Source organism: Chryseobacterium sp. BIGb0232 (assembly GCF_024810195.1).
In the GTDB taxonomy this organism is placed as follows: Bacteria; Bacteroidota; Bacteroidia; order Flavobacteriales; family Weeksellaceae; genus Chryseobacterium; species Chryseobacterium pennae.
Map to the genome: position 1 here is coordinate 160702 of NZ_JANUEH010000010.1, position 12999 is coordinate 173700.

The window sequence follows — 12999 nt, forward strand, 5'->3', positions numbered from 1 at the left end:
TATTTTACTATTTTTGAAATAAAAATAGCTATGAAATACATTTTTCTATTGTTTTTCTCTTTTTCTATCATGGGTTTGGCCCAGAAACCATGTGGATATAAGGACGGGTTACAGGAAGGAAACTGCAAAGACTTCTATGACAACGGGCAGGTAAAAACCGAAATTGAATGGAAGAAAGGAAAAAAAGAAGGTGATGCTGTTTTTTATCATGATAACGGAAAAGTAAATGCAAAAGGCGAGTTCAAAAAAGATTTCAAAGTAAAAGAATGGTCTTACTATGATAAAAACGGAACTCTTACCGCGAAGGAAGTGTATAGAAATGGAGACAAAAACATTTATGATAATAGTTTTACCGCTACCTTCTATTCTCCAAAGGGAGTTGTGGAAGAAGTCTCCAACTATAAATTTGCAAAACTGCATGGAGAAACCAAACTCTTTCATGAAGACGGAAAATCAATAAAGCAGATCGGGAATTATGAAAACGGACTTGCCACCGGAAAATGGAAAGTATTTTATCGTTCAGGCAAAGTACAACGTGAAACAGAATTTGCCAATGACAAATGGAATGGTAACAGAGTCCATTACCTCGAAAACGGCAGCATTGAAAAAACAGAGGTCTATAAAGACGGAAAATTAATCTCAACAAAATAATACAATTGGTACAGAAACTAAAACTGGAGGAACTTAACAGAATAGATGTAGAAACATTTAAGAAAGTTGAAAAAATTCCGTTGGTCATCATTTTAGATAATATCAGAAGTATGCACAATGTAGGTGCAGCTTTCAGAACGGCAGACGCCTTTTTAATTGAAAAAATAATCCTTTGCGGAATTACGCCACAGCCGCCTCACCGCGAAATTCACAAAGCAGCATTGGGAGCAACAGAAAGTGTAGACTGGTCTCATGAAGAAGATACCAACAATGCAATTTCAGAACTGAAAAGTAAAGGATATGAAATCATAGGAATCGAACAGACTACAGGCAGTCAGATGATTACAGATTTCTCTATTGACAGGTCTAAAAAATACGCCCTGATTTTAGGCAATGAAGTAGAGGGAATAAGTGATGAGGTACTGCCTAATATTGATGTATTTCTGGAAATTCCACAGCTTGGAACCAAGCATTCTCTTAACGTGAGTGTATGTGGCGGAATTGTAATGTGGGAGTTTGCGAAAGCCCTAAAATAAAAAAACTGCATATGTCCTTAGTAGACAGTGCAGTTTGAAATAAATCTAATAAAAAGTAAAAATGAAAGGCGACAAAGGTACCTTTTTTTTCTTTACAAACAAATTTTAATGGCATTTTTTTTGTTTTACCTTAAAAAAAGTCGTGTTTTCAGAAAAAGTTTCGTTTAATTTTTTATAAATTAGCACAATGTTTATCAAGGACTATATCTCAAAAGACTTCCCATGTTTTAGCCTGTCGGACTCTATAGAGTCGGCCAGAAATATGTTGGAAGATTTCGGATATTCTCATATTTTCATCAAAAAATCCCATCACTTTTACGGAGCCCTTGCAAAGGACTTTTTATACGAAGAAGATGGTGGAACTTTGAAGGAACTTGAGCATCAGATCGAGCGGTTTGCCATTTTGGATGACCATAATATTATGGATAGTATCCGCCTGTTTTATACTTTCAATTCTAATGTAATCCCGGTGATTAATAAGAATGAAAAGTATTTGGGCTATATTACCTGTGATGATATTTTCCAGGATCTTTCCCGTTATCCCCTATTTTCAGAATCAGGAGCTATTCTTACTGTAGAAACTCCTTCCAGAAAATATTCCATGACGGAGATTGCCAATATTGTGGAAAGTAATAACTCGAAATTTTACGGTGGTTTTATAAGCTTTATGTCTGATGAAGTGATCCACATCACCATCAAGATCAGCAATGAAAACCTGGCCTCGATAGATTCAACTTTTGACCGGTACGATTACAGAATTGTTGAAAAATACTATTCTGATGAGAAATCCGATCTGTTTAAAGACCGATTCGGTTTTTTCCAAAAATTTATAGAAATATAACATGAAGGTAGCCATATATTCTCAGAAAAAAGATCTTGATACTTTTTTATATTTAAGCAAGTTTATCTCTGAACTTGAAACCAGAGGTGTAAAATCTGTTCTGTATGATGAAATGGCTGAAGCTCTTCAGTTTTCGAAGATTTTCGAAACATTCAACAGTAAACAGGATCTTTTGGATAAGGAAGTAGACCTTTTCTTTACCTTTGGCGGTGACGGAACTATTGTGAATTCACTGACATTCATTGAAGATCTTGAGATCCCGGTCGTAGGAGTAAATACCGGAAGATTAGGATTTCTGGCTTTTTTCACCAAAGAGGAAGCCTTTAAAGAACTGGATTCAATCCTTAAAGGAGATGTAAAAACAAGCCGCCGATCAGTAATTGAAGTAGTTTCTCCAAATCTGGAAGGATTTTTTCCTTATGCGCTGAATGATGTAACGGTTTCCAGAAAAGAGACCACTTCCATGATTACGGTAGACTCTTATATTAACAATGAATTTTTAAATGTGTTCTGGGGAGACGGAGTGATCATTTCAACTCCAACCGGATCTACCGCTTACTCTTTAAGCTGCGGTGGGCCAATCATTTCTCCCAATAACGAAAACTTTGTCATCACCCCTATTGCTCCTCACAACCTGAATGTAAGACCTTTAGTAGTAAACGACAAAGTGGAGATCAAATTCAGAGTGGAAAGCAGGGTACCACAATACTCTCTTTCTTTAGACTCCAGACTGATCCATATTGAGACCGATAAGGAAATCATCATCAGGAAAGCCGATTTTCAGCTTCTTCTGGTACAGCCCAACAATCTAAGCTTTTACGAAACCATCCGTCAGAAGCTGCTTTGGGGACGCGACAAAAGAAATTAATGATTTCTTAAAAATGATTACCTTTACACGAAATTAAGCACCTAATAAATTTATAATAAAAAGTAAAACATGAGCAGAATTTTTCCGGCAGGAGTTGCCACAGGTCAGTTAGTTACTGATATTTTTCAGTATGCTAAAGAAAACAAATTTGCATTACCTGCAGTAAACGTAATTGGATCAAGCAACGTAAACGCTGTGATGGAAACTGCAGCGAAATTAAATTCTCCTGTAATTATTCAGTTTTCAAATGGTGGAGCTGCTTTCAATGCAGGGAAAGGATTAAGCAATGACGGACAAAAGTCTGCAATCTTAGGAGCTATCGCAGGAGCAAGACACATTCATACTCTTGCTGAAGCTTATGGAGCAACTGTAATTCTTCACACAGACCACTGTGCAAAGAAATTACTTCCCTGGATCGACGGATTAATGGATGCTAACGAAGAATTCTTCAAGCAGACAGGAAAATCTCTTTACTCTTCGCACATGCTAGACCTTTCTGAAGAATCTTTAGAAGAAAACCTTGAAATTTCAGCTCAGTATTTTGAAAGAATGGCTAAGCTTCAGATGACTCTTGAAGTAGAAATCGGAGTAACTGGTGGTGAAGAAGACGGTGTTGACAACTCAGACGTTGATAACTCTAAACTATATACTCAACCGGAAGATGTAGCATATACTTTCGAAAAATTAAGAGCTATTTCTGACAACTTTACGATTGCTGCTGCATTCGGTAATGTACACGGAGTTTACAAGCCAGGAAACGTGGTTCTTACCCCGAAAATCCTAGACAACTCTCAGAAATATGTTCAGGAAAAATTCGGAACAGCTGACAAGCCTATCAATTTCGTATTCCACGGAGGATCAGGATCTACTTTGGAAGAAATCAGAGAAGCAATTGACTACGGAGTAATCAAAATGAATATTGATACTGACCTTCAGTTTGCATACACAGAAGGCGTTAGAGACTATATGGTAAACAATATTGATTATTTAAGAGCTCAGATCGGAAACCCTGAAGGAGAAGAAAAGCCTAACAAGAAATTCTATGACCCAAGAGTTTGGGTTAGAAAAGGTGAGGATACATTCTCTACAAGATTGGTGAAAGCATTTGAAGATTTAAATAACGTAAATACTTTAAAATAAGAACTGTACATTTGTACCGATGTAAAAAGTAATCATAAGGAGTACATTTACATTGGTACATTTTACATTTATACATTAATACAATTAAAAATGGCATTCGACTGGTTTAAAAGAAAAGCAAAAAACATTACCACCTCTACTGATGAAAAAAAGGACGTTCCCAAAGGCCTGTGGCATCAGACTCCATCTGGAAAAGTTGTGGAGCATGAGGAATTAAAGAGAAATAATTACGTCTCTCCTGAAGATGGATTTCATGTAAGAATAGGAAGTGCGGAATTTTTTGACATCCTTTTTGACGGTGGTAAATTTACCGAACTGGATGCCAATGTTGAAAGTATTGATATCTTAAACTTTAAGGATACAAAACCTTATAAAGACCGTTTAAAAGAAGTAAAAGCTAAAACCAAGCTTACGGATTCTATCAGAAACGCTGTAGGAACTGTAAAAGGAACTGAAATGGTGGTTTCTTGTATGGATTTTGCTTTTATTGGTGGATCTTTAGGTTCTGTAATGGGTGAAAAGATCAGAAGAGCTGTAGACTACTGTATCAAGCACAAACTTCCGTATATGATCATCTGTCAGTCCGGAGGAGCAAGAATGCAGGAAGCTACCTATTCTTTGATGCAATTAGCTAAGGTGCAGGCTAAATTGGCTCAACTTTCAGAAGCAGGTCTTTTATATATCGCTTATCTGTGTGACCCAACTTTTGGTGGGATTACAGCATCTTTTGCAATGACTGCTGATATCATTATGGCTGAACCGAAAGCTCTTATCGGTTTTGCAGGACCAAGAGTAATTCGTGAAACGATCGGTAGAGATTTACCGGAAGGTTTCCAGACTTCTGAATTCCTACAGGAAAAAGGATTTGTTGACTTCATTGTAAAAAGAACTGAAATTCAGGACACTGTTGCTAAAACCGTTAATTTATTAGCTGTAAAAGCATAGTTTCTGTAACAAAAACAATACAATCTCTCTCTAATTGGGGAGAGATTTTTATTTATGAGGACTTTTAAGATATTTTTCAATACCATTCGGAGCATGAGTTTTAAGAAGATCATCCGTCTCTTATCTCTTATCCTCCCCCATCCTCTTTTTGCCATACTCAGCTTTCATGCTACCGTGAAAGCATTTACCATTGCACAGGCAAAATTCCCTGAAACAGCATCTAACAATGGCATAGGAAATGCTTTCAGGCATGCACTCTGGTGTTGTTTCATCATGATGTATTGCTGTAAAATTTCCTCACCTGAAAAAGCACTGGATTTCTGTAAAAGAATGACAGACATGCACGAAGAACTATTTCCCAATCAACCTCTGGAAACTAAAATGGATCTCCATAATAACAAATTCGGAATGGATTATTTCATGGAACTATTACCAGGAATTCACCGCCAATTCTTCGAAAAAAGCTTTTTTGTAGAAGGGTTAGTTAAAAAAATGGATAATGCTAAGGTCCTGAAAAACCTGAATGATGATTTTGAAGGTCATCTTGTTTATCTGGAAGAGTAATATTTTCTATTTCAAACGCTAAGAATACGCAAAGGAATAATAAAACTTTATGGATATTTTCCTATAAAAATCTTTGCGAACATTGCGTTAAAACAAATGATTTTCAATAGCTTGAGACTGTTATCAACAGAATTCTTCTCACTTCTCAAAAACTTAAGTGTTTAATTCTTTTGTAACTTTTGTGGTTTAAAGTATTTTTGATAAGTTTAAACAATTAAATCAATCGAATGGTTCTCAGCAGAATTTGGTCGGCTTTCATTATCATTGCCATTGCCATTGCCAGTATAAAATACATTTCATCAGATAATTACAAAACCATTTTCAATGATATGGTTGTTGGGAAAGGTGGTGATACGGTGAAGGTTGCCACTCAGCCTATGAATACCTTCTCCCCTGTCGTGAAGGATAACCTGATGAAGAAAAATGATTTTACAGAAAGCCGAATTCATTATAAAACAGATTCTTTAAAACAAAATGTAAACGTTTACCGTGTTCAGGAAGCGGATGGTGTCATCGGAACTTCAGAAACAGCTGTAAAAATATGCATTGGCCTGATTGGAATTATGACTCTTTTTATGGGGTTCATGAGTATTGCGGAAAAAGCAGGCGGAATCAATCTTTTAAGCCGGTTCATTCAACCGTTTTTCTCTAAATTATTTCCAGACATACCTAAAAACCATCCGGCATTCGGACATATGCTGATGAATTTCAGCGCCAATCTTCTGGGATTGGATAATGCAGCTACCCCATTCGGACTCAAAGCAATGGAAAGTCTCCAAACTTTAAATCCCAATAAAGATACCGCCAGCAATTCACAGATTATGTTTTTGTGTCTTCATGCAGGAGGAATGACCCTTATTCCGGTATCAATTATTGCGATTAGAGCTTCGATGGGATCAAAAACACCTACCGATATCTTTCTGCCTTGTATGATTGCTACTTTTGCGGCAACCTTAGCAGCTATGATTATTGTTTCTTTATATCAGAAGATCAATCTTCTCCGCCCGGTAGTAATTGCTTATGTAGGTGGAATCTCAGCAATTATCGGTTTATTAGTTGTTTACCTGGTGCAATTGAGCAAAGATGAACTTGACGACTTCAGTAAGGTATTAAGTAATGGTCTTATTCTGTTTATCTTCCTTGCTATCGTACTTGGAGCCGTTTATAAAAAGATCAACGTTTTTGATGCCTTTATTGAGGGCGCTAAAGAAGGCTTCACAACCTGCGTAAAGATTATTCCTTATTTGGTTGGAATGCTAATCGCTATTTCCCTTCTTAGAACTTCCGGAGTTTTTGATGTACTCATTGATGGAATGAAGTGGGTTGCCTATACAGCCAACCTTGATCCAAGATTCGTTGACGGACTTCCCACAGCACTAATCAAACCTTTATCCGGTTCCGGAGCTAGAGGAATGATGGTAGATACGATGTCAACTTTTGGAGCAGACAGCTTCCAGGGGAAACTAGCAGCTGTTCTTCAGGGAAGTTCAGATACTACATTTTACGTGATTGCGGTATATTTTGGCGCTGTAGCCATTAAGAATACCAGATACACGGTAATTGCTATGCTTTTGGCGGATTTGGTAGGTATTATTACCTCTATAGCACTTGCTTATTTGTTTTTTGCCTAACCTTATTACGCTATGAAAGCATATATTCAGACAAATAAAGATGGTGAGTTTTATAATGTGAATGCATTTACAGCGTATGAAGGCTTTAAAAACTTTGGATTCGAAGTTGAAAAATTCATAGACTCAGGCGAAATTTCTGATAACAACCCTGAGCATATTATCGTTGGAGGTATTCTAAATGTTAGAAAACGTCTGCAAAATTTAAATATCATTCGTGAAAATAAAGAGATTGATTATCCTGCAGAACTGAAAGCCTATTTAAAAAGAAAGATCTGGGATTCAACCATCAATGAAACATTCAACAGCAAAAACTGGAACATTTTCATAAAACCACAAACGGAAACAAAGCTTTTCGCAGGCAAGGTAATCAAAAACGAAATGGATTTTGTAGGTCTTATTGATCCGGAAAATGATATTAGAATATGGTGTTCTGAACTGATCGATTTTAAAACGGAATGGAGGTGCTTTATTCGATATAAAGAAATTCTGGACATCAGAAGATACAAAGGAGAATGGGATAAAAAAATTGATTTAAAAATTGTTCGGAATGCAATCTCAGCATTTCAGTCCCAGCCTCGTTCTTATGCCTTGGATTTCGGAGTAAATGAAAATGGAGAAACAATTTTGGTAGAAGTAAATGACGGACATTCTTTGGGAACCTATGGAATTTCCCCTTATAATTACGCAAAATTTCTTTCTGCCAGATGGAGTGAACTCACTCAAACAGAAGATTATTTAAACTTTTAATTAAAATAAATATCAGTATATGATTACAGATAAAGAATTCACCCTAAGACTTATTCGTCAACTGACTCAGGCATTAGAAAAACTGATCCTGGACAAGCCTGAAGAAAGTTTACTACAGAAAGAACTGGATTTTGATACTCTCATGAGAGATATTTTCAAAATGAATTTTACGGAAGTATCTTCAATGACAAAAGAAGAAGTGATCACGCTTGTCAATGAAAGACAAGAAAGAGACCATAAAGACTATTACGAAATGCTTGGAAACCTTTTCTACTTTAAGAGCAGAGAAGATCAGAATAAAGATTTTCAGGATAAGGCCAAAACATTCTATGAGCTTTACCTACAAACTAGTGGAATCTTTGCCCTTCCGGTCATCAACAGAATAAATGAATTAAAAAAAGCACTTGAATAAAGTGCTTTTTTCTATTTTAGAATGTAATTTTATATGTTCCGTTGGAAGATACATTGGCTTTCTCAGCCTTTACATATTTCTTTACCCAGCTAACGGATGTAGATGATACACAAGGATCGGAAATTCCTCCTACTCTTCTCGCAGATACTACATTTCCAGCTTTATCTACAGTGTAGGCAACTGTAATAGATCCGCTGGCAGTACAGCTGTGAGAGGGCTGTGCTCCTCCTCTTCCCATCGTTCCGGGAATGTATCCTACCAGTTTTCTATCAATCCCCACTTTACTGTCGCCGTTTCCGTCTCCACCTAATGGATCTCCTGCATTTCCAGGACCTTTTCCGTCTCCCTGCCCACCTGGGTTTTGTCCTTTACCACCAAGAAACTTCCCGATAGCAGCATTTCCTTGCCCGTCACCGTTTCCGGTCTTTGAATTGGCTTTTGCGGCTCCTGATTTCTTAGTATTTTTAGAAGCACTTGCACTGGTGGCTTCCTTTTTTTCAGCTTTTTTAGATTCTTCCTTTTTAGGAACCGTATTTTTTGAACTGTTTCCTGTAATAACTTTCTCCTTAGTTTCCACTTTCTTTGGTTCTGGTTTCACTACAGGTTCCGGTTTTACTTCGGCTTTCGTTTCAGGAACAGGAACTTCTACTGGTTCAGGAGTTACTTCTTCTGTAGCAGCAGCCAAACTTCCGGGCTGTTCAGCAGGTTCTTCAGCTCCGTTTCCGTTTCTGTTGTCTCCAAAGTTAACCAGCATGGTGGTGATAACCTCAGGTTCTTTATCCAGTTCCGGTTTCAATTTATAGTAAAAAACAAAAAGCAGGATGGCACACCATATAAGAATAGAAAGCAATGCACTTTTTATTCTGTCCCGGTTCTCCTCGTTTTTGTTTGCTGTATAGCTTCTCATCCTAAAAAATGATTCTTACACTTATTATTTATCCTTAACCGTTGCAATAGCAATGTTAAATTTATGTTTTTCAGCGATTTCCATTACGAAAACAACATCTTTATGCATGGTATTTTCATCGGCTCTGATGGTGAAAGACTTATTGGCCTGACTTGTTAATTTATCTACAATAATCTTCTCCAGATCTCCCCTGTTCACCGGATTGTCATCTACAAAATAAGCCCCATCCGGTTTAATACTTACTACCACAGGATTGGGAATATTATCTTCAACAGCCCCGGCTTTCGGCAGATTTACCTCTATCGCACTTTGGTTGGCGGCAGAAGAGGTAATCATAAAGAAGATCAGCATCAACAGGATAACGTCTGTCATCGCTGCTAAACTGAATTCCGGGTTCGCTTTATTTCTTCTCTGAATTTTCATCTTAGGAAAGATTTATAAAGGTTTATTGATAAGATCTAAAAATTCTCCAGACATATTCTGTGCCTTCAGTACAAACTTATCAATCCTTGTTAAAAGAATATTGTAGCAGAAGTTTGCGGGGATTGCCACTGCAAGACCTACAGCCGTTTGCCCTAAGGCGGTATAAATACCTTCCGAAAGTGTTTTTGGTGAGAAAGATCCGGATGCATGAGATAGATTAAAGAAAGCAATAATCATCCCGATTACCGTTCCCAGAAGTCCCAACATTGGTGCAATACTTGGTACTACCGCCAAAAGATTCAGGTTTTTCTCCATATTGGCCACTTCTACCTGAGCCTGAGATTCCATTGCACTTACAATATCAGAAACCGGACGTCCCAGTCTTGAAATTCCTTTTTCCAGAATTCTTCCTTCCGGAGAGTTCTGTGTTTTACAATAATCAGCAGCGGCTTCTATTTTCCCTTCCTTGATAAAATCTTCAATATTATTCATGAAGTTGGAGTCTGTCTTTGAGGTAAGCCTTTTAATAAAGAAAAATCTTTCAAAAAACAGGTACAGAGAAAATACTCCAAGCAGCAATACGGTTGCCATCACTATTTTAGCGAAGGCTCCTCCGTGGAACATAATTTTCCAGAATGAAAATTCTAAATTGTCTGCGGCAACTGCAGGGGTAGTGATTTGTGCAAATAAAATCTGAGAAAGTTCCGTTAACAGCATTAAATGTGAATTTTATTAAAGTTTCAACGACAAATGTAGTGGAATATTATGAATTGCTCTCTTAAAAATTGCTTAAAAACAACTTAAAGTTTGTTAGGATTTATGAACAGCAAATTTCTTTCCAAAAGAAATTTTGAAAAGAAATTTGATACTAAAAAGAATGACAGTAGTGTTTAGTCTTCGTCTACTTCAATATCATCCTGCCTGAACTCGCATTTTAACCTAAAAGGAATAGGAGTATCGGATCCGGTATAGAAATCATCAATAGTTCCCTTCCAGATCACCTGAAGCTCACCTTCTTCATTCTTTTCGAAAAAGAGCTCATTGTCATAGACATAGGCATCTTCATCATCGAAAAGATCAACCTCGGTATAGGTTTCTTCGTCAGAATCATTGATTTTGATTGTTTTTCCTTCTATTTCCGCAGAGTCGATAGGAAAATCGAAGATCTCAAGTGAAAGCTGCGGAAAGTTGTACTGTAATGAATCATCGTCTACGTGATCCAAACCGTCATCCGTAATAATTTCAACCTCTAAAAAATGCTGCTGGTTGCTGTAAACTGCTTTACAATAAGTATTTCTGATATTGTATTTTAGCGTTTCCTCCGGATGGTAAATTTTTAAAATCCCTTTCATTTTTTCTTAAAAAAAGAACTGTAATAATATGATTGTTAAACGTTTTAGACAAAGATAAAAAATTGATTTAATGTGAAAAGGATTTTGAAAATTATTTTTTAAAATCAATTCGGATATGGGTGTAAATACCCAATAATACTTACTTTTGCTTTATAAAGATTCTGAAATGAAAAATATTTTATCGAAAAGTATTCTGGGACTAGGATTAATGATCGGTCTTGCTTCGTGCAAAAAGACAGATTCTCCCCTTACCAAGGTGACCCCTACCAACCTGGATTCTATTGCATCCAATTATTATGAACAGTATCTTAAACTATACCCTTTAGCTGCAACATCTCAGGGAGATCTAAGATACAATGATCAGCTTCCCATCAATATTGATAAAGATTTCATCTCAGGAGAAGTGGCTTTTTACAATTCAGTACAGAAGCAGCTTGAAAATGTAGATTACAAAGCACTTTCTGATGAGGATAAAGTGGTATATGATGTATTGGATTATACTTTAAAGGATAAAATTGAAGCGTATGCCTATCACCCGGAATATATCCCATTCACTCAGTTCGGAGGCCTTCCTTTGAACTTTCCTTTGTATGGAAGCGGACAGGGAAGCCAGCCTTTCAAGACAGAAAAAGACTATAGTGACTGGCTGAAGAGAATGGAAAAATTCCCGGAATGGATGGATGCCGCTGCAGATAACTTCCGTGAAGGAATTAATAATAAGGTTGTCTTGCCTAAAAAGCTGATTGTTAAAATGATTCCACAAATGAAAGCTGAGGAAATTACCACTCAGGATATGGAAAAAAACATTTTCTACGGACCTGTTAAAAACTTCCCGAAGAACTTCACTCAAGCACAAAAAGATAAATTTTCAGCACTTTATAAAGATGTCATTACTAAAAAAATAATTCCTGCCTATACCAAAATGGGAACATTCCTTGAAAAAGAATATTTACCCAAAGGCAGAGATACAGATGGATACAACAGTCTTCCCAACGGAAATGAAATTTACGGTTATTATGTCAAAAGCTGGACAACCACGAAAAAATCTCCAGATGAGATCAACAAGATCGGATTACAGCAGGTTGCTATGCTTCGTGCAGAAATGGAAAAAGTAAAGCAGCAGGTTGGTTTTTCCGGCACATTAGAAGAGTTTATCACTTTTGTGAAAACAGATCCAAAAGCAATGACCTATAAGTCTTCTAAGGAGGTTTTAGACGGGTTCAACAGTATTCTGACGAAGATTACACCGAAGCTGAAGACCATGTTCAATGTGACTCCAAAAACAAAGTTTGAGATCAGACAGACAGAAAAATTCAGAGAAGCCAGTGCAAGTGCTGAATATATTCCGGGAACTCCTGATGGAAAAAGAGCAGGAATTTTCTATGTTCCGCTTCCCGATCCTACCAAATTCAATGTAACTTCAGGAATGGAATCCTTATTCCTACATGAAGCGATTCCAGGGCACCATTATCAGATTTCTTTACAACAGGAGAATACAAAACTTCCGAAGTTCATGAGATTCGGGTGGTTTGGAGCCTATGGCGAAGGATGGGCACACTATTGTGAGACCTTAGGTCCTGAATTTGGCTTATATACTAATCCTTACCAGAAAATGGGATATTTAAGCGATCAGATGCTGAGAGCAGTAAGACTAGTGATAGACACAGGTTTACACACCGGAAAAATGAGCAGAGAGGAAGCTATTAAATACTTCCTGAGCAATATATCTTATGATGAAGGAGCAGCAGTAGCTGAAGTAGAAAGATATATGGCTATGCCGGGACAGGCTTTAGGGTATAAAATAGGGTCTTTAAGAATCCGTGAACTGAGAGAAAAATATCAGAAAGAGCTCGGCAACAAATTTAACCTGGCGAGCTTCCATGATGAAGTATTAAGTCAGGGATGTCTTCCATTGGATGTTTTGAACAGAAAGATGGAGCTTTGGGCTAAAAAACAGAAGTAATATAAAATACAAATGGGAC

At 37.0% G+C, this 12999-nt stretch carries 15 protein-coding genes; 11 read left to right on the forward strand and 4 right to left on the reverse strand.

The window, feature by feature from the left end; all coding sequences use genetic code 11:
• Positions 1-30 precede the first annotated feature (30 nt).
• From M2372_RS19730 to M2372_RS19775, 10 genes are all read left to right on the forward strand, one after another.
• A complete protein-coding gene (locus M2372_RS19730) occupies positions 31-651 on the forward strand; it encodes a toxin-antitoxin system YwqK family antitoxin (RefSeq protein ID WP_123320300.1) in 621 nt (206 codons plus the stop codon).
• A 5-nt stretch (positions 652-656) separates the two neighbouring features.
• Complete coding sequence (locus M2372_RS19735) at positions 657-1187, forward strand: RNA methyltransferase (RefSeq protein WP_123320299.1); 531 nt, start codon at positions 657-659, stop codon at positions 1185-1187.
• A gap of 187 nt (positions 1188-1374) precedes the next feature.
• On the forward strand, positions 1375-2028 hold the full coding sequence (locus M2372_RS19740) for a CBS domain-containing protein (RefSeq protein ID WP_115968530.1): 654 nt from the start codon (positions 1375-1377) through the stop codon (positions 2026-2028).
• Between the two features lies 1 nt (position 2029).
• Positions 2030-2896 (forward strand): NAD kinase, encoded by an 867-nt coding sequence (locus M2372_RS19745; RefSeq protein ID WP_115968531.1) that lies wholly within the window; start codon positions 2030-2032, stop codon positions 2894-2896.
• Between the two features lie 69 nt (positions 2897-2965).
• On the forward strand, positions 2966-4036 hold the full coding sequence (gene fbaA / locus M2372_RS19750) for a class II fructose-bisphosphate aldolase (RefSeq protein ID WP_123320298.1): 1071 nt from the start codon (positions 2966-2968) through the stop codon (positions 4034-4036).
• 90 nt (positions 4037-4126) lie between these two features.
• Positions 4127-4981 (forward strand): acetyl-CoA carboxylase, carboxyltransferase subunit beta, encoded by an 855-nt coding sequence (gene accD, locus M2372_RS19755; protein ID WP_115968535.1) that lies wholly within the window; start codon positions 4127-4129, stop codon positions 4979-4981.
• Positions 4982-5035: 54 nt separating this feature from the next.
• On the forward strand, positions 5036-5545 hold the full coding sequence (locus tag M2372_RS19760) for a DUF6973 domain-containing protein (protein WP_115968536.1): 510 nt from the start codon (positions 5036-5038) through the stop codon (positions 5543-5545).
• Between the two features lie 227 nt (positions 5546-5772).
• Entirely contained in the window at positions 5773-7176 is a 1404-nt protein-coding gene (locus tag M2372_RS19765) for a nucleoside recognition domain-containing protein (RefSeq protein ID WP_123320297.1), read from the forward strand.
• Between the two features lie 12 nt (positions 7177-7188).
• The gene (locus M2372_RS19770; protein WP_123320296.1) at positions 7189-7923 is read left to right on the forward strand and encodes an ATP-grasp domain-containing protein; all 735 of its coding nucleotides are present in this window, start codon (positions 7189-7191) and stop codon (positions 7921-7923) included.
• 19 nt (positions 7924-7942) lie between these two features.
• Positions 7943-8335: a hypothetical protein gene (locus M2372_RS19775; protein ID WP_115968541.1), complete on the forward strand. Its 393-nt coding sequence runs from the start codon at positions 7943-7945 to the stop codon at positions 8333-8335.
• 16 nt (positions 8336-8351) lie between these two features.
• On the opposite strand, the gene M2372_RS19780 is transcribed toward M2372_RS19775, so the two are convergent.
• From M2372_RS19780 to M2372_RS19795, 4 genes are all read right to left on the reverse strand, one after another.
• Positions 8352-9242 (reverse strand): ferric siderophore ABC transporter substrate-binding protein, encoded by an 891-nt coding sequence (locus M2372_RS19780; protein WP_123320295.1) that lies wholly within the window; start codon positions 9240-9242, stop codon positions 8352-8354.
• A gap of 24 nt (positions 9243-9266) precedes the next feature.
• Complete coding sequence (locus M2372_RS19785) at positions 9267-9665, reverse strand: biopolymer transporter ExbD (RefSeq protein WP_123320294.1); 399 nt, start codon at positions 9663-9665, stop codon at positions 9267-9269.
• 12 nt (positions 9666-9677) lie between these two features.
• A complete protein-coding gene (locus M2372_RS19790) occupies positions 9678-10382 on the reverse strand; it encodes a MotA/TolQ/ExbB proton channel family protein (RefSeq protein ID WP_115968545.1) in 705 nt (234 codons plus the stop codon).
• Positions 10383-10555: 173 nt separating this feature from the next.
• The gene (locus M2372_RS19795) at positions 10556-11017 is read right to left on the reverse strand and encodes a hypothetical protein (RefSeq protein WP_115968546.1); all 462 of its coding nucleotides are present in this window, start codon (positions 11015-11017) and stop codon (positions 10556-10558) included.
• Positions 11018-11183: 166 nt separating this feature from the next.
• On the opposite strand from M2372_RS19795, the gene M2372_RS19800 reads away from it, so the two are divergent.
• Positions 11184-12980 (forward strand): DUF885 family protein, encoded by a 1797-nt coding sequence (locus M2372_RS19800; RefSeq protein WP_115968548.1) that lies wholly within the window; start codon positions 11184-11186, stop codon positions 12978-12980.
• The last annotated feature ends 19 nt before the right edge of the window (positions 12981-12999 follow it).

Bases quoted from the DNA above. Each gene is read 5' to 3' on its own strand.
- M2372_RS19730 (WP_123320300.1), top strand. From the start codon at position 31: ATGAAATACATTTTTCTATTGTTTTTCTCTTTTTCTATCATGGGTTTG.
- M2372_RS19740 (WP_115968530.1), top strand. From the start codon at position 1,375: ATGTTTATCAAGGACTATATCTCAAAAGACTTCCCATGTTTTAGCCTG.
- M2372_RS19745 (WP_115968531.1), top strand. From the start codon at position 2,030: ATGAAGGTAGCCATATATTCTCAGAAAAAAGATCTTGATACTTTTTTA.
- fbaA (WP_123320298.1), top strand. From the start codon at position 2,966: ATGAGCAGAATTTTTCCGGCAGGAGTTGCCACAGGTCAGTTAGTTACT.
- accD (WP_115968535.1), top strand. From the start codon at position 4,127: ATGGCATTCGACTGGTTTAAAAGAAAAGCAAAAAACATTACCACCTCT.
- M2372_RS19760 (WP_115968536.1), top strand. From the start codon at position 5,036: ATGAGGACTTTTAAGATATTTTTCAATACCATTCGGAGCATGAGTTTT.
- M2372_RS19765 (WP_123320297.1), top strand. From the start codon at position 5,773: ATGGTTCTCAGCAGAATTTGGTCGGCTTTCATTATCATTGCCATTGCC.
- M2372_RS19770 (WP_123320296.1), top strand. From the start codon at position 7,189: ATGAAAGCATATATTCAGACAAATAAAGATGGTGAGTTTTATAATGTG.
- M2372_RS19775 (WP_115968541.1), top strand. From the start codon at position 7,943: ATGATTACAGATAAAGAATTCACCCTAAGACTTATTCGTCAACTGACT.
- M2372_RS19780 (WP_123320295.1), bottom strand. From the start codon at position 9,242: ATGAGAAGCTATACAGCAAACAAAAACGAGGAGAACCGGGACAGAATA.
- M2372_RS19785 (WP_123320294.1), bottom strand. From the start codon at position 9,665: ATGAAAATTCAGAGAAGAAATAAAGCGAACCCGGAATTCAGTTTAGCA.
- M2372_RS19790 (WP_115968545.1), bottom strand. From the start codon at position 10,382: ATGCTGTTAACGGAACTTTCTCAGATTTTATTTGCACAAATCACTACC.
- M2372_RS19795 (WP_115968546.1), bottom strand. From the start codon at position 11,017: ATGAAAGGGATTTTAAAAATTTACCATCCGGAGGAAACGCTAAAATAC.
- M2372_RS19800 (WP_115968548.1), top strand. From the start codon at position 11,184: ATGAAAAATATTTTATCGAAAAGTATTCTGGGACTAGGATTAATGATC.